The organism is Herpetosiphonaceae bacterium (genome assembly GCA_036374795.1).
Lineage (GTDB): Bacteria > Chloroflexota > Chloroflexia > Chloroflexales > Kallotenuaceae > LB3-1.
In genome coordinates, this window is sequence record DASUTC010000221.1 from 1 (window position 1) to 25,450 (window position 25,450).

Here is a 25,450-nt window from a genome sequence, read left to right on the forward strand (position 1 = left end):
GGCTGAGGTGCCGGTCGCGCTCGCAGTGGCGCTGGCTTCGGCAACAATCGTGGTCGACGAGACAGCACCCGATACGCGGGTGGGAACAGTCGCGCTCGGTCCAGGCGAGCCGCCTCCTGAACACGCGGCCAGCCCAATCAGCGCCGCGCCGAGCAGCAGCCTCATGCTGCGATAGTGGTTCAATCCATGCATATGTACTCCTTGCTGCTGCTGACAGCCCGCCATAGCGATCGTACCTCAATCCATAACAAACAATGCTGCTCAAGACCTCATCGTGAGCGGCGTGACGTTTGGGCAAGCCGGACGCTAGCGAACTACGAAGTAGATCACGAACGCCAGCGAGACGATCCACAGCAGCAGCGGCACCTCGCGGGCACGTCCGCTGACCACCCGCAAAAAGACGTAGGTGATAAAGCCAGCGCCGATGCCATTGGTGATCGAGTAGGTCAGCGGCATGACGATCAGCGTCATCAGCGCCGGAAATCCGTCCAGCAGATCGGTGACATCGATCTCGCGGATCGCGGCGAACATCAAGAAGCCGACGATGATCAGCGCGGGCGCGGTCGCCTCGGCGGGCACCAGGCCCGCAAAGGGCGCGAGCGCGAGCGCCAGCAAAAAGAGCAGGCCCGTCACCACCGAGGCCAGCCCGGTACGCGCGCCTTCCGCCACGCCCGCCGCCGACTCGATGTAGGTTGTCACCGACGAGACGCCGAACAGGCCGCCCATCGCCGCCGCCAGCGAGTCCACCAGCAGCACGCGGTTGGCTCCCGGCAGACGGCCCTCGTCGTCGAGGAATCCGGCCTCCTCGCCCACCCCGACGATCGTGCCCATCGTGTCGAAGAAATCCGAGAGCATCAGCGAGAAGATCACCAGCAGCGCCGCGACCAGGCCCAGGCCCTTGGCGGCGGCCTGCGGGCTATTCAGCACCGTGAAGTTGAAGCCCGCGCCGATCGTGCTGAAGTCGGGCAGCGTGAAGCTGAGCTGAGAAAGATCCGCCGCCGTCGGCGAGGTGGCCGAGACAGCAGCGCCCGGCACTACCAGCTTGATCACAATCGCGATCAGCGTCGTCAGCAGGATGCCGATCAGCAGCGCCGCCTTGACCCGCAGCGACATCAGCCAGAGCGTCAGCAGCAGGCCGGTCAGCGCCAGGATCACCGACAGATTGGCGAATGTACCGAGCGTCACAGGCGTGCCCGGTGTGCCCAGCCTGACGCCCTGCGCCGCCAACGCGCCGAGCGGCGTCGGCCCGCTGAGCGTGGCGTTGCCCGTCACGGTGATCGTCTCGACCGGCACCCGCACCAGCCCGGCGTTGACCAGCCCGATAAACAAAATAAACAGGCCGATCCCGACGCTGATCGCCCGCTTGAGCGTGAGCGGCACCGCGTTGAGCACTGCCTCGCGAAAGCCTGTCAGCATCAGCACGGTGATCAGCACGCCTTCGAGGAAGATCACGCCCATCGCCGCCTGCCAGGATAGCCCGCGCGTCGCAATCAGATCGAAGGCGACCACTGCGTTCAGGCCGAGGCCGCTGGCCGCCGCAAAGGGATAGTTCGTGTAGAGGCCCATCGCGATCGTCGCGATGGCCGCCGCCAGACAGGTGGCCGTGACGAGCGCATTGAAGGGCGGGACCACCGGCGGCTGCGCGCCGCCGTTCAGCGTCAGAATGAATGGATTGACGAAAATGATGTAGGCCATCACAAAAAAGGTTGTGATGCCCCCGACGACCTCCGTCCGCAAATCGGTGTTGCGTTCGGCGAAGCGAAAGTACCGCGCCAGCCACGAAGTGTTTGCTCCACGAGCAGTGGTACTCACCGGGACCTCCTCAAGCCAATATGACGAATCAGTTGAGATGGATGGCCGTACATATGGAGAGCGCCCCGGTCGTCGCCGAGGCTGCCCGCATTCGATCCCGAACACTGCGGTGGTGTGGGTGCCGGGATGTGCGATTATAGCATGAGTTTGACAGCAGCCAGGCGACAGCGCTGCGCAACGTCGGCTGTGACGGTATCTGTCACACAGCGGATCTATAGTGCGACACAACCAATAGGGGAGGAAGCGCCATGGGTAGCAAACAGCAAGTTCAGCAGGAAAGCAACCTGCCGCCTGGGCTTGCCAGGCCCGCGCAGCGGGCACTCGCCGGAGCGGGCTACTGGCGGCTGGAGCAGCTAGCGGAGATCAGCGCAGCCGACCTCAAGCAGCTCCACGGGATCGGCCCGAAGGCGCTCGATCAGCTTCGCCGCGCCCTGGGCGAGCACGGCCTGTCGTTCGCCGACGAGCGAAGCAAGCAGTAGCAAGGGAAAAAACAAAGAACAAAGGAACAAGAGAACAAGAGAACAAGAGAACCAAGACGCGGGTGCCCTGTGGGCATGGGCACTCGGAACCGAGAACCGAGAACTGATAACCGAGAACTCATAACCGGAAACTTGAAACTTAGGAGTGCATATGTGTAGAAATATCAAGACGCTTTTCAACTTCGAGCCACCCGTGACCGATGAAGAGATTCGTGCCGCCGCATTACAATTCGTGCGCAAGGTCAGCGGCTTCAACACACCATCGAAAGCCAACGAAGCCACATTTCTTGCCGCCGTCGACGAAATCGCAGCCGTCGCCGACAACCTGCTCCGCTCGCTCCAGACGAACGCGCCGCCCAGGAATCGCGAAGACGAGGCGGTCAAGGCACGAGCACGCGCCGCTCGACGGTTTTCCGAGTGACGGCTTGCCTTAAACGTTGAAAGCCAGGGTAACACCCTGACCTCAAACGTGTATCCGGCTGCCTGTATGATGGAGCAGCGCTGCTAGACTGGGACGATCCGCAGGCCGCGCTGGTGCAGGGCGTAGGCCACGCCCGCCTGGAGATCGGAGCGGGTAATAATGCCGCTGAGATCGGCGCCGAGCTGCACAAGCGTCTGCGCAACCTCCGGCCTGATCCCAACCAGCATACACTGCGCGCCCAGCAATCGTGCCGCATGCGTCACCTGGAGGATATGGTTGGCAACGCCGGTATCCATCACGGGCACGCCCGTGACATCAAGGATCACCACCGAGGAATGCTCGCGCTGAATGCTGGTCAGCACCGCCTCCATCAGTTGACCGGCCCGCCCGGTATCGATGTTGCCGACGAGCGGCAAGACGAGGATACCATCGTAGACCGGAATTGCCGGAGTGGATAGCTCGCGCACGGTTTCGAGCAAGCGCTGCTGTGCCAGCGAGGCTGCCTCAAGCGCCGCGAACTGGCGCTCTCGCTCGTTGTCGGACCTGATCCGAGTGAGCGCCGAGGTGAGTTGCATACCGAAGAGGCTCAGCAGCGTCAGCTCCTCGTCGGGCTGCATCTTCTCATTCGTCCCCACGGCGATAATCCCCAGCACCTCGGAGGCCGTTCCAAACGGCACCTGCACCGCCGACCGCAGGCTGGTGCCGCGTGCCTCATCGCCCCAGCCCTCGCCCTCGGCTACTGCCACCGCATCGATCACGACATTGGGCTTGCCCGTCACGGCCACGCGCACCAGATCGTGCGGCGAGTCGAGCGGAAACGAGAGCGTTGTTGGAGTATCATCCTGCATACCAATGCCAGCACCGGCGCGGCCACGCAGCAGATGCGCCGCTCGGTCGATCGTGGGAATCCAGGCATTCGCATAGCCGACTTGCGAGACAAGCCCTCTGGCAGTGATCTGGAACGCTTGATCTTCCGTCTCTGCCCGCATCAACTCTTCGCCGATGCGATAGAGCGCGACGACCCGGTTGAGCGGCACACGCACATCACCTGTCGTGGTTAACGGACTAGGCAACAAAGACATAGGCGACGTAGAAATTGTCACGGAAGCCTCCAAAGGGACTCCAGAAGTGGGATCATTGTACTCGACGCGCTACCCGATGTACAGCCTTGCTTAATCCTGAGCCATGATAGGTATTTCGGCGGTAGCATGATGGATAGCATTGTGGTATAATACCAGCCGGCAGCGAGAAGCTGCCCATCTTTGTGCCTTACTGTCTCGGCCAGCGCGCCGAGTTTTTTTATGATATGTGTGCGGGTTCGTACTGCTCTGCTGTACCTGAGCGCCCGGACACGTGCCACTGGTAGCAGCAACAGCATGCAACGGACAGACATTCGCAACATCGCCATTATCGCCCACGTCGACCACGGCAAGACTACGCTGGTCGATGCGATGCTCAAACAAAGCCGAATTTTCCGCGAAAATCAACAGGTTGCCGAGCGAGTGCTCGACTCGAACGCGCTTGAGCGCGAGCGCGGCATCACGATTCTGGCAAAGAATACCGCGATCTCGTATCGCGATGTCAAGATTAATATCGTGGACACGCCCGGACACGCCGATTTCGGCGGCGAGGTCGAGCGCGTCATGAACATGGTCGACGGCGTGCTGCTGCTGGTCGATGCGGTCGAGGGGCCGATGCCGCAGACCAAGTTCGTGCTGCGGCAGGCGTTGCAGCGCGGCCTGAGGGCGATCGTCGTCGTCAACAAGATTGACCGGGCCAATGCGCGGCCCAATCATGTGATCAACGCGACCTTCGACCTGTTTATCGACCTGGGCGCAACCGAGGAGCAGGCCGAGTTCCCGATCATCTACACCAACGCCCTCACCGGCGCGTCGGGCCTGGACCACACGGCGATGACCGCGACGCTGGAGCCGCTCTTCGAGAAAATCCTGTCGGAGCTGCCCGGCCCGACTGTCGATCTGGCTGGCCTGACACAGATGCAGGCGACGCTGCTTGGCTACGACGACTACAAAGGCAAGATCGTGATCGGTCGGCTCAACAGCGGCACGATCCGCCGCAACCAGAGCGTGACCTGCATCAAGAACGACGGCTCGACGCTGTCGTTGAAGGTGGCGCAGGTCTTTACCCACCAGGGCTTGCAGCGGATCGAGGTGGAAGAGGCGCAGGCCGGCGACATCGTGGCTCTGACCGGCCTGGCTGATGTCGGCATCGGCGACACGATTACCGATCCCAACGATCCGCGCCCGCTGCCGCCGATCAAGGTCGAGGAGCCGACCGTGCGCATGACCTTCGGCGTGAACACCAGCCCGTTCTCAGGCCGCGAGGGCACGTATGTCACGTCGCGCAAGATCCGCGAGCGGCTGTATCAGGAGGTCGAGCGCGACGTTGCGCTGCGCGTCGCCGACACCGACTCGGCTGAGACGTTTCTGGTAGCGGGCCGTGGCGAGCTGCACCTTGGCATTTTGATCGAGAACATGCGCCGCGAAGGCTACGAGTTTCAGGTCAGCAAGCCCGAAGTGATCTTGAAAGAGATCGACGGCAAGCTGCACGAGCCGGTCGAGCTGGTCGAGATCGAGGTCAGCAGCACCTACCAGGGCGTGGTCGTCGAGCTGATGGGCCAGCGCAAAGGACAGATGCGCGACATGAAGATCCGCGAGGACGGCAGCGTCCACTACGTCTATCTCGTGCCGACGCGCGGCCTGCTCGGCTTCCGGCAGCAATTCCTGACCTCGACGCGCGGCGAGGGGATTATGAACTCGCTGCTGGCGGGCTACGAGCCGTACGCGGGCGAGATTCAGACCCGCAGCAACGGCTCGCTGATCGCCTGGGAGCCAGGCACGGCGACGACATACGGCCTGCACGCAGCGCAGGAGCGCGGCCAGCTCTTCATCGCGGCGGGCACCGAGGTGTACGAGGGCATGATCATCGGCCAGCATATCCGCGAGAGCGATCTTGAGGTCAACGTGTGCCGCAAGAAGCACCTGACCAACATTCGCAACTCCGGCAGCGAGGAGGCGCTCCGCCTCGAAACGCCGCGCGATCTCTCGCTCGACGACGCGATCGAGTACCTGGCAGAGGACGAGCTGCTGGAGGTCACGCCCGAAGCCTTCCGGCTGCGCAAGCGGCTGCTCTCCAAGCACGACCGCAGCCGCCAGGCGAGCATCACCAAGCAGCGGGGATAGGGGCAAGAACAAAGAACCAAGAACAGGCACACAAAGAACCAAGAACTGGGAAGCTTATTCCTTCAGTTCTTGGTTCTTGACGTTCATCACAAAAGATTAAGAGCTAAAAGGTTAATCTTTTGTTCTTTGTTCCCTTGTTCTTTGTTACTCCGCGTTATCGATCTGCGCGCGCTGGAGGCCGCCGCTGAAGTCAACATAGATCGACTTCCACTCGCAGAACACGTCGAGCGCCTGCACGCCGCCCTCGCGGTGGCCGTTGCCGGTGGCCTTGGTGCCGCCGAAGGGCAGGTGAATCTCCGCGCCGATCGTCGGGGCGTTGACGTACACGATGCCGGTGTCGAGATCGCGCATGGCGCGGAACGCCTTGTTCACATCGCGGGTGTAGATCGACGACGACAGGCCATACTTGACGCCGTTGGCGACGTCGATCGCCTCGTCCAGGCTATCGACCGGGATGATCGCCGTGACGGGGCCGAAGATCTCCTCCTGCGCGATGCGCATCGTCGCCTTTACATTGCCGAAGATCGTCGGCTGGTGGAAGTAGCCGTGCTGGTACTGGCCCTCGGTCAGGCGCTCGCCGCCGGTGACGACCGTCGCGCCCTCTTGCTTGCCAACCTGAACGTAGTCGCAGACGATCTCATACTGATCGGCGTTGATCGACGGCCCCATCGTGACGCCCTCGTCCAGCCCGTTGCCGATGTTGATCGTCTCGGCCTTCGCGGCTAGCTTGCGGCCAAGCTCATCCGCCACGGCGCGATGGGCGATCAGCCGCGACGACGCGGTGCAGCGCTGGCCGGTGGTGCCGAACGCGCCCCAGACCACGCCCTCGACCACCAGATCGATGTCGGCGTCGTCCATGACGATGATACCGTTCTTGCCGCCCATCTCCAGCGAGATATGCTTCATTGTCTCGGCGGCGACCTTGGTGATATGGTGGCCCACAGCGGTCGATCCGGTGAACGACAACACCTTAACGTCGGGATGGCGCACCAGCGGCTCGCCCGCCTCCGGCCCAAAGCCGGTGACGATGTTGACCACGCCGGGCGGCACCCCCGCGTCGACCAGGCACTGCACGAAGTTATAGGTCGACAGCGGCGCGTCCTCGGCGGGCTTGATCACCACCGTGTTGCCCAGGATCAGCGCGGGCAGGATCTTCCACGACGGGATCGCCATCGGAAAATTCCAGGGCGTGATCAGGCCGCAGACGCCCAGCGGCACGCGCACGCTCATCTGGAACTTGTTGGGCATCTCCGAGGGCGTCGTCTGGCCGTAGAGCCGGCGGCCCTCGCCCGCGATGAAGTAGAGCATGTCGATCGCTTCCTGCACGTCGCCGCGCGCCTCGGTCAGGATCTTGCCCATCTCGCGGGTCATATCGCGGGCGCACTGCTCTTTGCGCTGGCGCAGCAGCTCAGCCGCCTTGAAGAGGATCTCGCCGCGCTTGGGAGCCGGAGTCAAGCGCCAGCCCTCGTACGCGGCCTTGGCAGCCTGGACAGCGGCGTCTATGTCCTCGGCGTTCGAGTGCTGGAACACGCCGACGATCTCGCGGGTATCGGCTGGATTGGTGCTTTCATACGTCTGGCCGGTGACACTGGCGACCCACTCGCCGCCAATGAAGTTTTTGTAGGTCTGAGGCTCGGACATCAGTGTCCTCCTTATGAGAAACGATGCAGCAGGCAACGATTATAGCACGGGTTATGCGCGAATTGGTATTGCGAAACAGCCTGTGAGCAGGCTCATCGGCCACGCCTGCCCGATCACGGTCCCGCCTCCGATCGGCTAAAGATCCCCCGCGCAAACCATATTGCGTCGGGCACCAGATAGCCGAGCGTTTGCTATACTCTCCCACGCACCGCGCCGACGTGCGCGGATCTGCGCTACTCCTCATGCCTCACAAGGAGCCGATGCATGCTGCAATCCTACCGTCCGAGCAACCGCGTTCCACCGCGCGGCATCTTCTTCCTCCTGCTCGCCATCGTCTGTGGCGGTTTTATCTGCGGGCTGATCGCCTTTACCGTCGCGCAGCTCTTCTGGTTGATTCTGCTTTTTCCGATCGGGCTGGGCTTGATGGTCGGCGGTATTCTCTCCAAGCTGATTGCCACGCAGAACATTCGCAGCCCGCTTGCCAGCGCCGTCAGCGCCCTGCTGATGGGACTGGTGCTCTACGCGACGTTTCATCTTCTTGCGTACCAATCCTTTCGCTGGGAAGTTGCCCAGATCTTTGTCGAGCGTGAGGGGCCGATGGACAGCGCGCTTCAGGAAGAGATGATCGATCTGGTCCTGACCGAGGAAACCGGCTTTAGCGGCTTCTTCGGCTACCTCAAGCTTCAGGCGCAGGAAGGCATCTCGATCGGCAGAGTGGGCTCGACAAATCCGATCACGCTCAACGAGCCGCTGACCTGGCTCTACTGGCTGCTCGAAGCAGGCTTGATCGTCGGCTTTGCGACGGGCACTGCGGTGTCGAGCGCGAAAAAGCCGTTTTGCGAGCTATGCCAGAGCTGGTATCGCAGCAGCGAGCATCTGGGCAGCGTCGCGATGAGTAACGCCGCGCAGTTCATGGAGCTGGTGAGAGCAGGCAACATGCAGCCCGCAGGCGCGCTGCTCGTCGGCAGCGGCACGCCGACACCGAGCCTGGAAGTATACATCCAGCGCTGCCTCCACGACTCCGAGCACAATTCGGTGCTGGCGGTGCGCGAGATGTCGCTCAATCGCAAAGGACAGACGCAGTTCAAAGAGGTGTTGCAGGGGATGATCGCGCCCCACGAGGCGGCAGCGCTCAAGCCTGCCGATGCGACAAGCTAAAACACCGATTACGCATCGCGCATGAATCACATAAGGGAGGCATCGTGACTACACCCGAACTCACGCGGCGGCACGTCCACCAGCGGCTGCATGACACCTATCAGGCGTTTATATCCTGCACCACAGGCCTATCGGAGGCGGATCTTGATGCCCTGGCGATCACGTCGGAGTGGAGCGCCCTCGATATTCTGCGCCACCTCAGCGTATGGGGTGAGCTGAGCGCTCGCACGCTAGCCAACTGGCACGGCCAGCAGAACTGGGTGCTGCGCAGCGCCGTGCTGGACGATTTCAATGCGGAGATGGTCGCTGAGCGCGCGGATAAGCACCTGAACGAGGTCGTCGATCACATTCTGGCCGCCTACGGACAGTACGCCTCGACGCTGCTGGAATGCTCCGATGAAGAGCTCCAGGAGCGCACAATCGCGCCGTGGGATGAGGATCTGAACCGGATGGAGCTGATCTACGGTATTTTAGCCCACGATCTGCATCACTTGCGAGAGATCCAGAAGTTCCGCAGCCAGAGCGCGTAGCACGCCGCGAAGAACAGTCGGGCGAGCGGTGCGGACGTGTCGCTAAGACACGTTCGCATCGCCGTTTAACCGAGCGTATTGGTCGCGCCACCTGCTACAATAGCCACAAGCCCACGGCATCACCGGCGAGGAGACAGCCATGAATGACGCCAGCACCTACATTCTCCGCCTTGCTCGACACGTCGCGGCGCCGTACATCGCACACCCGCATCTCCAGGCGATCATGGTGACAGGCTCCGCCGCCGACGGCAGCGCCGACTACCAATCGGATCTCGATCTGATCGCCTACTACGCCGAGTTGCCTTCCGAGGAAGATCTGGCGGCGGCGTGTCGCGGCAATCGCGGCGCAAACCACGCCTGGCTGTTCAACGAGCGCCAGAACGGCTCGATCGCGGAGGCTTACGATGTGTACGGCGTGCAATGCCAGGTGATGCACTCGACGATCGGCGCGTGGGAGCAGCACATGGCGACGGTTCTGGAGCAGCTCGACGTGACATCGCCGCTGCAAAAGGCGCTATCAGGAATACTCAAGTGTATCCCGCTGCACGGCGAGGATCAGATCCGCCGCTGGCAGGCCCGCGCCGCCGCGTACCCCGACGCGCTCGCACGGGCGATGGTCGAGCACTATCTTCAGTTCTCTGCGCTGTGGGGCCTGTCCGAGTACCTGGAGCCGCGCGATGCCATGCTCTGGCGCTACCAGATGACGCTTGAGAACGCGCAAAACATCCTGGGCGTGCTCGCCGGGCTTAATCGCCAGTATTACACGACGTTTCAGTTCAAGCGGATGCGTCACTTCATCGCCGGGCTGGAGATCGCGCCGAGCAACCTCGCAGCGCGGCTGGAATACCTCTTTGAGGCCGAGGCCAGAGCGTCGAGCCTTGAGCTGGAGGAGCTGGTGCGCGAGACAGTGGCATTGGTCGAGCAGCACATGCCGCAGATCGATACGGCCAGGGGGCGACGGCGAATCGGGTGGCGGCGCGAGGCGTGGCAGCCCGTTGCAGAGTGAGAGCGCGGAAAAACCAAGAACCAGGAACGAACAAAAGAACAAAGGAACAAGGGAAACTTTGAACTTTGAAGTCGAAACTTGGAGTCGAAGATGAGTGAGGTTCCACTACGAATCGAAAGCCAGCCCGCCGCATCGGATGTCGAGTACCTGGAAGATCGGATCAACGAGTTTAACATCGCGCGCACCGGCATCGACGACGGCGCGCTCCTGTCGATCTTTGTGCGCGACGAAGCCAACGCGATCCAGGCGGGCCTGTTCGGCTGGACCTGGGGCGAGTGCTGCGAGATCCGCTTTCTGTGGGTCGATGAGCGGCTGCGCGGCCAGGGCTACGGCACGCGGCTGCTGGCGGCGGCGGAGCGAGAGGCAGCGATGCGCGGCTGTCGGGTGATTACCCTCAGCACCCATAGCTTCCAGGCACCCGATTTTTATCAAAAACAGAGCTATGAGGTCGTCGGCGTGCTCGACGATTATCCACGCGGCTACCAGCAGTACTACCTGCGTAAGCGGCTGATACCTACCCCAGCGGATCGTGCGGCGGCGCCGTGAGGCATTCGCAACAGTTTCCAGCCTTATGTTTCGAGCGACACGGCACAGCGGCACGTGAGCGGATGCCCGTTTATCGCTTCATGAGCACCCATACATCCTGGGTAGAGCCAAGCGTCGATGGCTGACCCAACTCATGATGCAGCACCTCGAACTGCCGGAATAAGCGTGTTCGCACATAGGCTGGGCTGTGATAGGAAACGAACATCTTCTTTCCTTCCTCGATGCTGCCGCGAATGACAACGCCTGCGGACTGATAAGCTTGCTTTTCATGGGGCAGCAACATGGATTGAAACGTATCGCCGTGTAATGTGGCAATCAGCACGCCGCCAGGCTGTAGAATACGATACAGCTCATCCGCCCAGTCATTACTCACATCTTCCGATAAATGTGTAAACACCGATATGGCATACACCGCACGAAAATGATCGGTTTGAAAGGGAAGCGGAGGCGTCAGCGTATTTGGCAGGAAATGCACAGTATGAATAGCATCATTGCACCACCGAATCGTTTCGTAGTTATAATCGGTGCCCAGCACACGCCCTTCGCCTGGAGCCATGAGATGCGGAATATGGCGAATAACTCGAGCGGGACCACAGCCCCACTCCAGAATATCTCCTGTAGGATGCGACCCATACTGCTGGATCAGTGAGTAGATATAGGTTGCGGCCTGAAGACCATAGCGGCGATAGGCGTCGTAATCGATCGTGTTATAGGCATCGAAGGCGAGATGAGCCGGAGGAACGGCAAAATCTGGATATTCCTGCGTGAAGCGACGATTCGATGCCGTGTGAGTGAGCTGCCTCCGCCATAATCGCAACTGGTCGACTGATTGAAGAACACCCGTAGTGCGCAATATATACTGAAGCCAGGGCTTGAAGGACATGACAACCTCTTGTGTGTCTACTGATGAAGATGCCACTGCTCTGGCATCCTCCTCTGCTAGAGCCGGTTAACTTTGCGAAGTATATCCACAGCCGTCAGCCTATGCAAGAGAGCGGCGCGCGGCGGCTGCCGCACGGTGAGCGGATCTCATAGCTGGAGCGGGCAGGAAGGTTGCAGCGGTGAGTACAATTAAGATCGAGCGTTCTGTCTCACCACGAGGACGCAGGCCCGCATGATAGCAAGAAAGGCAGAAGCGATGGCAGAGCAACCCAGCCTGGAAGAGCAGCTCGCGGAGCAGCGGCGCTTGACGACATGGCTGCAAACGGAGCTGGAGCGCCAGCGCCAGATGAACAGCGAACTGCGCAAAGCGGTCGCCGAGCTGGCGCGCACCTTTCAGGCTTCGCTGGCTGAGGCGTATCGCGCGGGCGAGGAGGGCGATATTCAGCGCGTGCGTGAGGTGACACGCACCAACCAGGCTAACTGGCGGCATTACCTTGATCAGATCATCGCAGCCAGCAAGCGCGAGCCTCCCGCCGCGTCGTATCCGCCACCCGATCCGCCGGAGCAGTGACGCGCCGCCCTGGCCCGCCTGATGCCGGCACCGAATCTAAACCGCTGGCCCTGGATTGTGACGGTAGCTGACACGTGGATTTCGTATCATACAACCATCAACCCGATCGCACACCTGAGGCTTCAATCGACACCGAGCCAGCAGATCCATGCCGGCACACTCGTGTGGCGCCAGACACCGCGCACGAGCGCCAGCGCCGTTGCAGAGCGGCATCAGACGTTCGGCGCGGGCGGAGCTTCAGGCTATGCTCCGAGGACACGCGGCAGCACGCTGTATCGCCCCGGAGATTGTGCGCTCGTATGGCAGGTTTTCGTAAGGAGGATTGGTTATGCCACGTGTAGTTCATTTTGAAATCACCGCCAACGATCCCGAACAGGCAAACCGCTTCTACAGCGACGTATTCGGCTGGAAGATTGAGAAGTGGGACGGCCCGGCAGAGTACTGGCTGATCAGCACAGGCGGCAACACACAGCCCGGCATCGACGGCGGTCTGATGCGCCGTGAGCCCGCCACCACGATCAACACGATCGACGTACCATCAGTCGACGAGTACGTCGACAAGATCGTCGCATCGGGCGGCAAAGTGGTTGAGCCCAAGATGGCGATCCCAGGCATCGGCTATCTGGCGTACTGCACCGATCCTGAGGGCAACATGTTCGGCATCATGGAAAACGATCCGTCCGCTCAGTAGCGTGGCACACGCATCGTCTTGCTGCCGTCACCACTCACGTCATACGGCGATCCAATCCTGCGAACGGTTGGATCGCCGTAGGCTGTGTCAAAGCGCTACTGCGGAATCTGCCGGTAGCGCTCGGTCAGCGTCGCCGCCGAGCGCCGGAAGGATTCCTCCTCCTCGGCGCTGATCGACAGATTCAAAACCTCTTCGATCCCATCCGCGCCGATGATCGTCGGCAGACTGATGCAGATGTCGCGCACGCCGTACTGTCCCTGCATCATGCTGGAAACGGTCAGCACCGTATGCTGGTCGCGCAGGATCGCCTCGACGATCGTCAGCAGGCCCAGTCCGATCGCGTAGTAGGTCGCGCCTTTGCGCTCGATAATCGCGTATGCGGCATCGCGCGTCTGCTCAAAGATCGTGTGCAGCTCGGCCTCGTCATAGCCCATGCCGCTGGCCGCTCTGAAGTCGCGCAGCCGCACGCCCGCGATGTTCGCCAGACTCCACAGCGCCAGCTCGCTATCGCCGTGCTCGCCGACGATATAGGCATGCACGCTGCGCGGATCGACGGTGTAGCGCTCGCCGAGCAGGTAGCGAAACCGCGCGGTGTCTAAGATCGTGCCGGAGCCGAACACGCGCGACGCGGGCAGGCCGCTGATCTGCACGCTCAGGTAGGTCATCAGGTCTACCGGGTTAGACGCGATCAGGATGATGCCCTCAGGGTTATGCCTGACGATCTCTGGAATGATCTGGCGAAAGATCGAGGCGTTGCGCTCCAGCAGTTGCAGCCGTGTCTCGCCCGGCTTTTGGGCCGCGCCCGCCGTGACTACCGTCACCGCAACGCCCTGAAGATCGGTGTAATCGCCGACCGAGATACGCATCGGGCGCACAAAGGGCAGCCCATGATTCAGATCCATCGCCTCGGCCTCGGCGCGGCCACGATTGGCGTCGATCAGCACCATCTCGTTCGCCACGCCGCGCTGCATCAGCGCGTACGCCAGCGACGCGCCAACCATGCCCGTGCCGACGATTCCGACTTTATTTCGCTCTTGATTCACGCTCGCCATGCCCATCCTCCTGTTCAGACGCGCTTAAGGCGTCTGCTTTCGATTGTACCCCAGTACACGCTCAGGGAGCGCGTTCAGGAAGCATTCCAGGGAGCAGGCGTCGGGGCAGCACGGGAACAAGGAAACAAAGGAACAGGGGAGTTAAGCCGTTGTTCGTTTGGCTCTTAGTTCCACGTGCCATGCGGGTGCCATGCCCAGAGGGCACCCGCATGGCACCCGCATAGCACCCGCATGGCACCCGCATGGGCGTCTTGGTTCTTCCCTATATTCCCGTGTTCGTGCGTCCGCATGACAGAGCGCCGGATCTGTCGTATGCTAGTGCTACTTGCAAAGAGTGGAGCAAGCGTTACCCTCGATACCAGGATGGAACAGCGCGAGATCAGTCAATCCTGCATATGCTAAACCTTGAGAAAGGGCGAATGCCTGTGTTATCTGGACGATTACTGCATGGGACGCATGTCAAGCTCACCGCCTGCACGCTGCATGATGTCCCAACGATGATCCGCTGGTACCAGGACGACAATCTGCTCCGGCTGCTGGACGCGCTGCCTGCGCGGCCCAGAACCGAGAGCGGCCTCACCGAATGGATCACCAAGCATCACAAGGCATCGGATTCCTTTTTGTTCGGCGTGCGGCTGATGGGAGACGATACGCTGATCGGCTGTATCGAGATCGATGGCGTGCTGTGGACTCATCAGACCGCGTGGCTGGCGATCGTGATCGGCAGTGAGATCCACCGGGGCAAAGGCTACGGCTGTGAGGCGATGGAGCTTGCGCTGCGCTTCGCGTTTCTTGAGCTTAACCTGTACCGCGTGCAGCTCACGGTCTTCGGCTACAACGAGCGGGCAATTGCGCTCTACGATAAGCTCGGATTTCAGCGCGAAGGTGTGTACCGCGAGTGCCTGCATCGCGAGGGGCGGCGCTACGATATGCTGCTGTACGGGCTGCTGCGGCATGAGTGGGCGGCGCGGCAGACGCGAAACGAGGACCCTCAGGGAGAGTCCTCGTAGTCCTCGTCGTGGCCCGGCACCTAGCGCGAATAGACCGCCTGGATCGTCTCCTCGAAGATCGCCAGACCTTCATCGACCTGCTCCCTGGTGAGCACCAGCGGGGGGCAGAAGCGGATCGTGGACTTGCCGCAGGTCAGCAGCAGCAGGCCGCGCCGGAACGCATCGACCATCACCTGCTCCGCGCCGTCGTGATCCGGCTCCCTGGTCGCTTTGTCTTTGACGAACTCACAGCCAATCATCAGGCCTTTGCCGCGAATCTGACCGATATTGTTCGAGCGCGCCGCGATCTGCTCAAGGCATGCCTGCATGTACCCCCCAACCTCGCGGGCATTCTCCATCAGCTCTTCTTCGACCAGGCACAGCGTCTCATATGCCGCAGTACAGGCCAGCGCGTTGCCGCCGTAGGTATTGCCATGCGCGCCCGGCAGCCAGTTATCGGTCAGATCCTTGCGCGCGATGCACGCGCCGATCGGCATGCCCGACCCCAGGCCCTTGGCGCTGGTGACGATGTCCGGCATCACGCCGAAGTGCTCAAAGCCCCACATTTTACCGGTGCGGCCCACACCCGACTGGACCTCATCGGCCACGAGCAGGATACCGTGCCTGTCGCAGAGCGTGCGCAGCCGGGGGAACCAATCCTGCGGCGGGACGATGTAGCCGCCCTCGCCCTGGATCGGCTCGATTACGATCGCGGCGACTTCGCCCGGCGGCAGCACCGTCTCGAACAGCGTATGCTCGATATAATCCAGGCAGGTATCGACGACGCGCGACGGATCGCTGCCCAGCGGCGGGCGGTAGGGGTTCGGATAGTAGGCGTGCTCGACGCCCGGCAGCAGCGGGAAGTAGCCCGCGCGCTGGCGCGGCTTGGAGGCCGTCAGCGAGAGCGAGCCGTAGGAGCGGCCATGAAACGCCCCGAAAAACGCGATAATCCCCTGGCGTCCGGTCGCGTAGCGCGCCAGCTTGATCGCGGCCTCGACCGACTCGGTGCCGGAGTTGGCGAAGAAGATACGCCACTCATCCGACTTTGGCATCAGCGATGTCATTTTCTCGCCCAGCCGCACCTGCGGCTCGTTGTAGAAGTCGGTGGCGGCCATATGAATAAACTTCGCTGCCTGATCCTGGATCGCCTTGACCACCCGTGGATGCGAGTGGCCGGTCGCGACCACGGCGATCCCGGCGTTGAAGTCGAGATAGCGGTTGCCGTCGGCATCCCATACCTCGCAGCCCAGGCCGCGCTCCATCACAAAGGGATAGACGCGCCCAGAGACAGGTGCGAGCACCTGCGTATCACGGCGAACGATCGTCTGTGACACCGGGCCTGGTCGCTCGGTCTTAACATCATCTACACTTGCTTGCGCCACATGAGCCTCCTTGCTTTGGGGCATTCGGAACGATTGAGGATACTAGAAGCTGTCGCTATTCTAACGTAGCGTCTATGGCTTCGTCAAAGAGTGCGGTCCTTGGTGCTCCTCAACCGATCGGCAAGGCTTGCCTGGCAAAAGGACGAGCGGCCAGCGGCAAAAAAAGTGGACGCCGATCATCATCGATCGACGCCCGCTCAGGAGAGGCAGCGAGCCGTTATGAGAGGCCGATCAGCTTATCGACCGCCAGCACCAGCAGCAGCGTCGCGGCGGCCACGCTCAGCTCCGCCAGCGCCCCGACGATAAATGGACGCAGCCCCTGCCGCCGCAGCTCGCCGATGTTGGTCCGCAGCCCCACGCCCGCGAAGGTCAGCAGAAAGGCCCAGCGGCTGAGATTCGCCAGGCTGGTCGTCTGCGACTTGTCGAAGACCTGCAAGCTTGCCAGCGTCGAGAAGAGCAGAAAGCCGAGCACGAACTTCGGAAACTTGCTCCAGATAAATCCGGCCTTCGATCCCTGAAACTCGCGACCGCTGCGCGCCGCAAACAGCAGCGCCGCGCCGAGCACCACAAATCCGATCATCGCGTTGCGCGTGGTTTTGGCAAGCACCGCTACTTTGCCTGCCGCGTCGGAGAAGAGCGCGCCCGCCGCCGAGGCTTCGGCGGTGTTATCGACGGCCAGGCCGGTCCACAGGCCAAACGCATGGTCGCTCATGCCGAAGAAATGGCCGATCAGCGGATAGGCGAAGAGGCCGAACGCGCCCAGCGCCAGGATCGCCGCGATTGCGAACGATGCGTCTTCGTCTTCGGCGTCGATCGCGCCCTGCGTGGCAATAATCGCCGAGACGCCGCAGATCGACGAGCCGACCGCCAGCAGCGCCGTGAGCTTGGGACCGAGGCCAAAGATGCGGCTGAAGCCAATCATGATCCCGATCGCCAGCGCCAGCTCCAGCACCACCAGCAGCAGGCTAACGCCGCCGAGCTTCAGCACATCCGAGAGCAGAAAGCGCACGCCGAGCAGCACGATGCCGAGCTTGAGCCAGAACTCGTAGGTCGCGATGCCGGGATCGAAGACCTGAAACCATTTGCGGCTGCCGAACAGGTTGCCGATCAGCAGCCCAAAGATGATCGCCCAGAGCACATACTCGATGTTGGGCAGCGACAGATTCGAGCTTTTGGCGAAGCCCTTGACGCTCACCTCGGCCAGCTTGCCCGCGTAGCCGATGCCGAGCAGCAGCGCCAGCCCCGGCACCAGCCGCAGCAGCCGCGCGAATAGATTCAACGGGGCCGGTTCGCGCCGGGCTCCTTCCGAATGTATCGCAGTAGTCATAGTTCCTCTATGTATTCAATAACAGGCGTTACGCGGTGAGCATGATGGGCCTGCGGCAGAGCGGTGCAACGCCTTGTTTGGGTCGTCCCATGCTGCCGCAGGCTATCATGTTCCTGGTGAACCAGCGACCGCGTACGTCCTGTCGATAACAGGTATATCACCAAGAGATCGTCGGCAAAAGTCCGCTGATCACCAGCAGCGCCAGCACGCCCGCCGCGATCACCGACCACCAATCCAGCGAGAAGCCCACGCGGACCGCCTTGATCCGCTCGATCGTGTTGGGATGGTTGGGCTTGAGTTGGGCCATGAGTTTGCTCCTTCTATTTCTTGATCAGTCTTCCACACCGACATGGCGCAGGGCACAGCCCCGCCGAGGCCGGATCGACGATGATCCGGTCACTGTCGGCCTTGACAGCCTTCGCGTCGGTGCGCAGCGTGATTTCAGGATTGGATACGGGATTTCAGGCAGGCTCAAGGTGCAGACCGCACTCGGTCTTATTGAAGCCGGCCCAGCGCCCGGAGCGCGGCGCGTCGCTCGTGGGCAGGCTGGTACAGGTGTAGCAGCCGATCGATCGGTAGCCCTGGTCGAGCAGCGGGTTGTACGGCACATGATGCTCATGCATGTAGCGCCAGACATCGCGCTCGTTCCAGAAGGCCAGCGGATTGAGCTTGATCAGGTGGTACTTGCTGCTCCACTCGATCAGCGCGGTATTGGCGCGGCTATGGCTGTTGCCGCGCCGCACGCCCGTAACCCATGCCGCATACGGCTTGAGCGCCTCGCCAAGCGGCTGCACCTTGCGCAGCCCGCAGCAGCGGTCGGGGTCGCGCCGCCACAGCGACTCGCCCTCTTCGAGCGCCTGCTGCGCAACCGTGCGCGCGGGCTTCACCGCGATCAGGTTAATCTCGTAGCGCTGGCGAATCTCATCGATCAGGCGGTACGTCTCGTCGAAGAGCAGCCCGGTGTCGATGTACAGCACCGGCGTGTGCGGCGCGACCGTCGCGATCATATCGAGCAGCACCAGGCCAGCAGCGCCGCCGAACGAGCAGGTCAGTGCCATGTGTTCGTCCCACTGGCGGCTGGCCCAGGCCAACAAAGTCTGTGGTGTCGTCGTCCTGAAGAGCACGTTCCACTGCTCCAGGGCAGCCGCCTCAGGACCGGGCGTGTGCAATGTGTCTAACATCCTGCTTCCACCAAAAACTCATGCTAGGTGTACGATCCTGCCCGGCGCGCTGCCGCGCAGGATTGTGTAGCCAGTATTGTCGGAAGTGATCGGGCCGAGCGTTACTTCAAGCTGCAACCAGCTCGCGCGCCGCCCAATCACCAAACGCCTCATCGCCACTCCGGCGCTGCTTCCACTGATCGAGCGCGTCGGCCAGCACGTCCACCAGATTATCGACGCGAACATCGGCCCGGTAGAGCTGCGCCAGGCGAGTGCCCGCGAAGCTGCCGCCAACATACACGTTGTACAGATTCAAGCTGCGCCCGACGATGCCGATCTCCGCTGTCGGCGGACGCGAGCAGGCGTTGGGACAGCCCGACATCCGAATCCAGACGCGATCGTCTCCGTAGCCGCGCTGCTCAAGCTCGCCGATCAAATCCGGCAGGTAGCGCTCGCTCTCGGCCACGGCCAGGCCACAGGTCGGCAGCGCCGGACAGGCCATCGCGTAGCGCCGCAGCTCGCTCAGCGTGCCGCCGCTGGTCAGCAGGCCGTACTGCGCCAGCAGCGCCTCGACGCGCGGCTTGTCTGCGGCGCTGATATTAACCAGCACCAGATTTTGCTGCGCGGTCAGCCGAATCTCCGGCTGGAACTCCTCGATGATCGCCCGCAGGCCGGTCTTGGCCGGATGCGTCGGCGTGTCTTTGATGCGTCCGTTCTCGATCCAGACACCAACCAGCCAGCGTCCATCGGCCTGCTGCTGCCAGCCGAGATGATCGTGAACATCGTAGTGGCCGATCTCAGCCGGAGGCGGCAGGCGGTAGCCAAGCCGATGCGCGAGTTCGTCTTGGAACCAGGCCACGCCGCGATCTTCGAGGACATATTTCAGCCGCGCATGACGCCGGTTGGTGCGGTCGCCGTAGTCGCGGTAGATCGCCGTAGCCACTTCGAGCACCGCCAACGCCTGCTCCGCAGTCACAAAACCGATCCGATCGCCAAGCCGGGGAAACGTCTCGGCCTTGCCATGCGTGCTGCCCAGGCCGCCGCCCGCTACCAGATTGAAGCCTTGCAGCTCGCCGTCGTCGGCCAGAATCGCCTCAAGCGCCAGGTCTTGCGTGAAGAGATCGATGCAGTTGTCGTGCGGCAGGCCGATGCCCATCTTGTGCTTGCGCGGCATGTACGTCGGGCCGTAGAACGACTCGTCACGCTTTGGCTGCACATCCACGCGGGTGCCGTCGGCCATGATCTTCTGGCCGTCGAGCCACAGCTCGTAGTAGGCCGTCGAGTCGGGCATGAACCGGTCGCTGATCTGCTGGGCGAGCACCTGATAATCGAACGTATTGCCCGGCAGTAGATCGGCCACGGGACAGGTCAGCGTGTTGCGGGCGACATCGCCGCAGCCGCCGTAGGTCGAGATCCAGCGCTCGTTCAGCTCGCGGATCAGCGTCTTCAAGTTAGCTTTGCCGACGCCGTGAAACTGAAAGTCCTGGCGGGTGGTGATGCGTAGTGTGTTGTTGGCAAGCCGCGAGGCCAGGTCGTCGGCCAGCATATACTGCGCGGCGGTCAGCCGACCGCCCGGAAACTTGGTGCGAACCATGAACGACCACGCGCGATCCAGACCTTGCTGCTTGCGCACCTTGCGCACATCGCGGTCGTCCTGCTGGTAGCTGCCATGGAACTTGAGCAGCTGGTACGAGTCCTCCGACACACGATCGGTGGCTTCGTCCGCCAGCTCCTCCCAGAGCTGCCCGGCCAGACCTTGGCTATCGAGCTTGAGGTCCTCGACCTTCGAGAGACTTGCCGTTGTGGCTCCTTGTGCATTCTCTGGCATACCTATCACCTTCCAGATATATTCCATCAACCGAATCAGCGCGCTGCATACCTACGGCGATCGGTTGTCGTCGGCGCTCCAGGCGGCGCGAGCTTTTGCCGCAAAAAAGACCCCCGTCCACGGGACGGAGGCTCGCAGCATGGCGCACGTTACGCGCACCACCACGGCGACAACCTCTCATCTTCCAGAACGATCTGCCGGAATTAGCACCGTGGGCGAGCGATCTGGCGGATGGTGCTTAGCCTCGCTGCTGCGCACGCGCTTGACATATCGCCGCGTTCGGTTGCTGGGGCTTCGCCGGGCCGGTCCCTCCACCCCTCTGGATAAGAGCTTTGTCGTATTATTTCTTAGCTACAATATAAGTTAGTTAATTAAGATTGTCAAGTATGAATTTAAGCGAGATTCTTAAGAATGTGCTATAAGCAAACGTACGCTGCGCTATCAGGCCACAACCAAAAATCGTAAAATCCCTCTTGACAAATGCCGCCGGTATCGCATATAGTATTGCCAGCTTTGGGAGCGGTCCCAACAGAAATCGACGAGACGCAGATACCAAGCGCCAGAACATAGCCTGAGCAGAAGATCCAGCGCAGGATCTTGACCATCGCACGCTGATCGTAGCAGCTTATCCACAGCAAGCTTATCAACATGTGGATAAGTTGGGGGTTTTTGCCCAAAATTTGCTTTTTCTTTGAGAGCGCTCCCATATGACGACACTGACGATCGAACAAATCGCTGAGCTGGCCGACGTTTCTCGCTCCACGGTTTCGCGGGTGTTGAACAATCATCCCAGCGTGCGGCCCGCCGTACGCGACCGAATTCTGCGGATCATCAGCGAGAACGACTACGCGCCACAGGCTGCCGCGCGCAGCCTGGCAAGCCGCCGCACCAACGTGATCGGCCTGGTGATTCCACGCAGCGCCGCCGTTATCTTCTCCGATCCGTTCTTTCCGCATGTGATCCAGGGCATTACCGAGGCATGTACCAGCCGGGGCTACTTTTTGATGCTCTCGATGGTGACAGCCGATCTGGAGCAGGGCTTCTACAATCGCATCCTGCGCAGCCGCCACTTCGACGGCGTGCTGATGCTCTCCAGCGATGTCGACGATCCGATCCTGCCGCTGCTGATGAAAGATCGCACGCCGCTGGTGCTGGTTGGGCGGCATCCCTACTTCACCAACCTGAGCTGGGTCGATGTCGAAAACCGCGAGGGCGCACGCGAGGCCGTGATGCATCTGATCGGGCTGGGACACAACCACATCGCGACGATCAACGGGCCGCTGCATATGGCGGCAGGCATCGACCGTCGCGACGGCTATAAGCAGGCGCTGCTGGAGGCCGGGCTGCCGATCAATCCTGAGATTATGGTCGAGGGCGATTTCACGCAGCAGGGCGGCTATCTGGCGATGACACGCCTGCTCAATCTGCCGCAGCGCCCGACGGCAGTTTTTGTCGCGAGCGATACGATGGCGTTTGGCGCGCTCCGCGCGATCCACGAGGCCGGCCTGAGCGTGCCCGGCGACATCGCGCTGGTCAGCTTCGACGATCTGCCCTCGGCCTTGTTTGCGACGCCGCCGCTGACGACGATGCACCAGCCGATCTATGAGATGGGCTTTGCCGCCGCAGAGCTGCTGATCGGGCGGCTTGAGCGCCAGGACGGGCTGCCGCCACAGCGACGCATTCCCACTACGCTCGTGATCCGGCAATCGTGCGGCGCGGCCATGATGTGTCGACCCGGTTAATGATAGTTGAATCGTTATTTGGGTCATGTCGGTAGGGGCGTATGGGATACGCCCCAGGACGTGCGGCAGCACGCCCCTACGAGCCAATCCCGATGATTTTGTAAAGGCTCATGAATCGGGCATACGCTTAAGCAGCGCTCATCCAGCCAGGCGCGACCATAGCACGAGTCCCGCCTGGCATACGGCTCGTTCCCCCCGGAGCCGTCACCCCCCACCAATAACCAGATGAACTGCTCCGCAGCAGGCTGCCGGGAATGTACGCCTGGCGATTCAACCTTAAACACACCTATCAGGAGGACGTGGAGAAGGAGTGAGTATCAGGCGCCTTCACGAAGGAGGTGCGCATTGCAGTAACGGAGGTGGTTACTCAAAGTCGAGTGTCTGTAGCAATCAGCATGAATCAAGAACGATTGAGGAGTTCTCGATGACCACCACATACCTACGATCACGGCGCGTGCTCAGACGCGCTATTCCACTGGCGACAGTGCTGCTGATCGCCGCGCTGGTGCGGTTTCCCCTGGTTTCGCTCCAGGCCGCGCCCGCCTACAACTACGCCGAGGCGCTCCAAAAGGCGATCTTCTTCTACGAAGCCCAGCAATCCGGCCCGAAACCGTCGTGGAACCGCGTCGAGTGGCGCGGCAACTCCGGCATGACCGACGGCGCGGACGTCGGCAAGAACCTGACCGGCGGCTGGTACGACGCGGGCGATCATGTCAAGTTCGGCTTCCCGATGGCAAGCTCGGCCACGATGCTGGCCTGGGGTGCGGTCGAGTACCGCGATGCCTACACCAGTAGCGGCCAGCTCGACGAGCTACTCAACAACCTGCGCTTCGTCAACGATTACTTCATCCGCGCGCACACTGCGCCCAACGAGCTATACGGCCAGGTCGGCAACGGCGGCGCGGATCACGCCTGGTGGGGACCGGCGGAAGTGATGCAGATGGCGCGGCCCTCCTACAAGATCGACGCCTCGTGCCCCGGCTCGGATCTCGCGGGTGAGACGGCGGCGGCGATGGCCGCCTCATCGATGGTCTTCCGCTCGACCGACGCGGCCTACGCCGATACGCTGCTGAGCCATGCCCGGCAACTCTACAGCTTCGCCGACACCTATCGCGGCAAGTACTCAAGCTGCATCACCGACGCGGCGAGCTACTACAACTCGTGGAGCGGCTACAACGACGAGCTGGTCTGGGGCGCGATCTGGCTGTATCGCGCCACGGGCGACGCCGCCTACCTGAGCAAGGCCGAGAGCTACTACGCCAACTTGAACACCGAGCCACAGTCGACGGTCAAGTCGTACAAGTGGACGCACGCCTGGGACGACAAAGCCTACGGCAGCTATGTGCTGCTCGCCAAGCTGACCGGCAAGCAGCAGTATAAGGACGACGCCCAGCGCTGGCTCGACTACTGGACGGTTGGCGTCAACGGCGCGCGCGTGACGTACACGCCCGGCGGCTTGGCCTGGCTCGATCAGTGGGGATCGCTGCGCTACGCGGCCAATACCGCGTTCGTTGCCCTGGTCTATGCCGACTACCTGGGCTCCACCAATGCGCTCTACACCCGCTACCACGATTTCGCCGCGCGCCAGATCAACTATATGCTGGGCGCGAACCCACGCAACAGCAGCTACGTCGTCGGCTTCGGCACCAACGCTCCCAGGAACCCGCACCACCGCACCGCACACGGCTCGTGGACCGACAACATCAACGAGCCGAGCTACCAGCGCCATGTGCTCTACGGCGCGCTCGTGGGGGGCCCCAACTCCAGCGACGGCTACACCGACAGCCGCAGCGACTACGTGATGAACGAGGTCGCCACCGACTACAACGCGGGCTTTACCGGCGCGCTGGCGCGCATGTACCGGGAGTACGGCGGCACGACGCTGACCTCGTTCCCGCCGCGTGAGACTCGCGATGACGACGAGATCTATGTGCAGGCGGGCGTCAACTCGTCGGGCACCAACTACACCGAGATCAAAGCGATCCTGATCAATAAATCGGGCTGGCCCGCGCGCATGCTCGATAAAGGCTCGTTCCGCTACTACTTCACCCTGGAGTCGGGCGTGACGCCGAGCATGATCACGCTGAGCTCGGCCTACAACCAGTGCTCAGCGCCTACCGGCCCGACGCTCTTCTCCGGCAGCACCTACTACGTGACGATCAACTGCACCGGCACCAAGATCTATCCCGGCGGCCAGTCGGCCTACAAGAAGGAAGTTCAGTTCCGCATCGCCAGCTCCGGCGCGTGGAATCCCACCAACGACTGGTCGTACCAGGGCATCGCGACGACGCCGGGCGCTACGCCGGTCAAAGCGGCCAATATCACGGTCTACGATAACGGCGTGAAGGTCTTTGGTAACGAGCCCGGCCCTGTCCAGCCGACGCCCACCCCGACCACGCCGCCAAACCCGACGCCCACCCCGACCACGCCGCCAAATCCGACACCGACGCCCACTCCGCCACCAAACCCGACGCCGACGCCCAGCCCACCGCCGCCGACCGGCGGGCTGAAGGTGCAGTACCGCGCGGGCGATACCAATGTCGGCGATAACCAGATCAAGCCGCATTTCAATGTGGTCAACACCGGCACCACCAGCGTGCCCTTGAGCGAACTGAAGATCCGCTACTGGTACACCATCGACGGCGATAAGCCGCAGAACTACTGGTGCGACTACGCGACCGTCGGCTGCGGTACGATCACTGCCCGCTTCGTGAAGCTGACCACGCCGCGCACCACTGCCGACTACTACCTGGAGGTCGGCTTTACCGGCGGCACGCTCGCGCCCGGCGCCAGCACCGGCGAGATCCAGAACCGCTTCAGCAAGAGCGACTGGACCACTTACACCGAGAGCAACGACTACTCCTTCGACGCCACCAAGACCGTCTTCACCGACTGGTCGCGTGTGACGCTCTATCGCAACGGTACCCGCGTCTGGGGCACCGAGCCATAGCAATCCAGAGCGTAACGGCGGGCGCGGTATCTTCCGCGCCCGCGCTCATCGTCACCCCCCATACGCTCGCAGAAACGATG

23 protein-coding genes and 1 riboswitch are annotated in these 25,450 nt (G+C 62.0%); of the genes, 12 read left to right on the plus strand and 11 right to left on the minus strand.

Annotation, left to right across the window (positions count from 1 at the left end; translation table 11 throughout):
• The coding region (locus VFZ66_16350) for a hypothetical protein (GenBank protein HEX6290761.1) at positions 1-192 on the minus strand (192 nt) is incomplete at its 3' end.
• Between the two features lie 114 nt (positions 193-306).
• Positions 307-1,812: an NCS2 family permease gene (locus VFZ66_16355; protein ID HEX6290762.1), complete on the minus strand. Its 1,506-nt coding sequence runs from the start codon at positions 1,810-1,812 to the stop codon at positions 307-309.
• Positions 1,813-2,060: 248 nt separating this feature from the next.
• On the opposite strand from VFZ66_16355, the gene VFZ66_16360 reads away from it, so the two are divergent.
• Positions 2,061-2,291: a DNA-binding protein gene (locus VFZ66_16360; protein ID HEX6290763.1), complete on the plus strand. Its 231-nt coding sequence runs from the start codon at positions 2,061-2,063 to the stop codon at positions 2,289-2,291.
• Between the two features lie 151 nt (positions 2,292-2,442).
• Positions 2,443-2,712: a DUF2277 domain-containing protein gene (locus VFZ66_16365; protein ID HEX6290764.1), complete on the plus strand. Its 270-nt coding sequence runs from the start codon at positions 2,443-2,445 to the stop codon at positions 2,710-2,712.
• 83 nt (positions 2,713-2,795) lie between these two features.
• On the opposite strand, the gene VFZ66_16370 is transcribed toward VFZ66_16365, so the two are convergent.
• Positions 2,796-3,749 (minus strand): STAS domain-containing protein, encoded by a 954-nt coding sequence (locus VFZ66_16370; protein ID HEX6290765.1) that lies wholly within the window; start codon positions 3,747-3,749, stop codon positions 2,796-2,798.
• Between the two features lie 339 nt (positions 3,750-4,088).
• On the opposite strand from VFZ66_16370, the gene typA reads away from it, so the two are divergent.
• Positions 4,089-5,915: a translational GTPase TypA gene (gene typA / locus VFZ66_16375; protein ID HEX6290766.1), complete on the plus strand. Its 1,827-nt coding sequence runs from the start codon at positions 4,089-4,091 to the stop codon at positions 5,913-5,915.
• 144 nt (positions 5,916-6,059) lie between these two features.
• On the opposite strand, the gene VFZ66_16380 is transcribed toward typA, so the two are convergent.
• Positions 6,060-7,556 (minus strand): aldehyde dehydrogenase family protein, encoded by a 1,497-nt coding sequence (locus VFZ66_16380; protein ID HEX6290767.1) that lies wholly within the window; start codon positions 7,554-7,556, stop codon positions 6,060-6,062.
• A 264-nt stretch (positions 7,557-7,820) separates the two neighbouring features.
• Between VFZ66_16380 and VFZ66_16385 the strand changes: the two genes are divergently transcribed.
• From VFZ66_16385 to VFZ66_16400, 4 genes are all read left to right on the plus strand, one after another.
• On the plus strand, positions 7,821-8,714 hold the full coding sequence (locus VFZ66_16385; GenBank protein HEX6290768.1) for a hypothetical protein: 894 nt from the start codon (positions 7,821-7,823) through the stop codon (positions 8,712-8,714).
• Positions 8,715-8,758: 44 nt separating this feature from the next.
• Complete coding sequence (locus VFZ66_16390; GenBank protein ID HEX6290769.1) at positions 8,759-9,244, plus strand: DinB family protein; 486 nt, start codon at positions 8,759-8,761, stop codon at positions 9,242-9,244.
• Between the two features lie 139 nt (positions 9,245-9,383).
• Entirely contained in the window at positions 9,384-10,250 is an 867-nt protein-coding gene (locus VFZ66_16395; GenBank protein ID HEX6290770.1) for a hypothetical protein, read from the plus strand.
• Between the two features lie 90 nt (positions 10,251-10,340).
• Positions 10,341-10,796: a GNAT family N-acetyltransferase gene (locus VFZ66_16400; GenBank protein ID HEX6290771.1), complete on the plus strand. Its 456-nt coding sequence runs from the start codon at positions 10,341-10,343 to the stop codon at positions 10,794-10,796.
• 70 nt (positions 10,797-10,866) lie between these two features.
• Here the strand turns inward: VFZ66_16400 and VFZ66_16405 are convergent, their stop codons facing one another.
• Entirely contained in the window at positions 10,867-11,679 is an 813-nt protein-coding gene (locus VFZ66_16405) for a class I SAM-dependent methyltransferase (GenBank protein ID HEX6290772.1), read from the minus strand.
• A gap of 255 nt (positions 11,680-11,934) precedes the next feature.
• On the opposite strand from VFZ66_16405, the gene VFZ66_16410 reads away from it, so the two are divergent.
• On the plus strand, positions 11,935-12,249 hold the full coding sequence (locus VFZ66_16410; GenBank protein ID HEX6290773.1) for a hypothetical protein: 315 nt from the start codon (positions 11,935-11,937) through the stop codon (positions 12,247-12,249).
• Positions 12,250-12,577: 328 nt separating this feature from the next.
• A complete protein-coding gene (locus VFZ66_16415) occupies positions 12,578-12,940 on the plus strand; it encodes a VOC family protein (GenBank protein ID HEX6290774.1) in 363 nt (120 codons plus the stop codon).
• 95 nt (positions 12,941-13,035) lie between these two features.
• On the opposite strand, the gene VFZ66_16420 is transcribed toward VFZ66_16415, so the two are convergent.
• Positions 13,036-13,992, minus strand: coding sequence for an L-lactate dehydrogenase (locus VFZ66_16420; protein ID HEX6290775.1), 957 nt, complete (start codon positions 13,990-13,992; stop codon positions 13,036-13,038).
• Positions 13,993-14,411: 419 nt separating this feature from the next.
• Here VFZ66_16420 and VFZ66_16425 point away from each other — a divergent pair, with 419 nt between their 5' ends.
• Positions 14,412-15,002 (plus strand): GNAT family protein, encoded by a 591-nt coding sequence (locus VFZ66_16425; GenBank protein ID HEX6290776.1) that lies wholly within the window; start codon positions 14,412-14,414, stop codon positions 15,000-15,002.
• Between the two features lie 20 nt (positions 15,003-15,022).
• Here VFZ66_16425 and VFZ66_16430 read toward each other — a convergent pair whose 3' ends face one another.
• The 5 genes from VFZ66_16430 to VFZ66_16450 form a co-directional block, all read right to left on the minus strand.
• On the minus strand, positions 15,023-16,363 hold the full coding sequence (locus VFZ66_16430; protein ID HEX6290777.1) for an acetyl ornithine aminotransferase family protein: 1,341 nt from the start codon (positions 16,361-16,363) through the stop codon (positions 15,023-15,025).
• A gap of 217 nt (positions 16,364-16,580) precedes the next feature.
• Positions 16,581-17,690, minus strand: coding sequence for a putative sulfate exporter family transporter (locus VFZ66_16435; GenBank protein ID HEX6290778.1), 1,110 nt, complete (start codon positions 17,688-17,690; stop codon positions 16,581-16,583).
• Between the two features lie 157 nt (positions 17,691-17,847).
• A complete protein-coding gene (locus VFZ66_16440) occupies positions 17,848-17,997 on the minus strand; it encodes a hypothetical protein (protein HEX6290779.1) in 150 nt (49 codons plus the stop codon).
• Between the two features lie 154 nt (positions 17,998-18,151).
• The gene (locus tag VFZ66_16445; protein HEX6290780.1) at positions 18,152-18,871 is read right to left on the minus strand and encodes a phosphoadenylyl-sulfate reductase; all 720 of its coding nucleotides are present in this window, start codon (positions 18,869-18,871) and stop codon (positions 18,152-18,154) included.
• Between the two features lie 106 nt (positions 18,872-18,977).
• On the minus strand, positions 18,978-20,678 hold the full coding sequence (locus tag VFZ66_16450; GenBank protein ID HEX6290781.1) for an NADPH-dependent assimilatory sulfite reductase hemoprotein subunit: 1,701 nt from the start codon (positions 20,676-20,678) through the stop codon (positions 18,978-18,980).
• Positions 20,679-20,852: 174 nt separating this feature from the next.
• Positions 20,853-21,008: riboswitch (SAM riboswitch) on the minus strand.
• A 377-nt stretch (positions 21,009-21,385) separates the two neighbouring features.
• Here VFZ66_16450 and VFZ66_16455 point away from each other — a divergent pair.
• Together VFZ66_16455 and VFZ66_16460 are read left to right on the plus strand one after the other, a co-directional pair.
• Positions 21,386-22,420 carry a LacI family DNA-binding transcriptional regulator gene (locus VFZ66_16455; GenBank protein HEX6290782.1) on the plus strand — a complete coding sequence of 345 codons (1,035 nt, stop codon included), beginning with the start codon at positions 21,386-21,388 and terminating at the stop codon, positions 22,418-22,420.
• Positions 22,421-22,844: 424 nt separating this feature from the next.
• Positions 22,845-25,370 (plus strand): glycoside hydrolase family 9 protein, encoded by a 2,526-nt coding sequence (locus VFZ66_16460; GenBank protein HEX6290783.1) that lies wholly within the window; start codon positions 22,845-22,847, stop codon positions 25,368-25,370.
• The last annotated feature ends 80 nt before the right edge of the window (positions 25,371-25,450 follow it).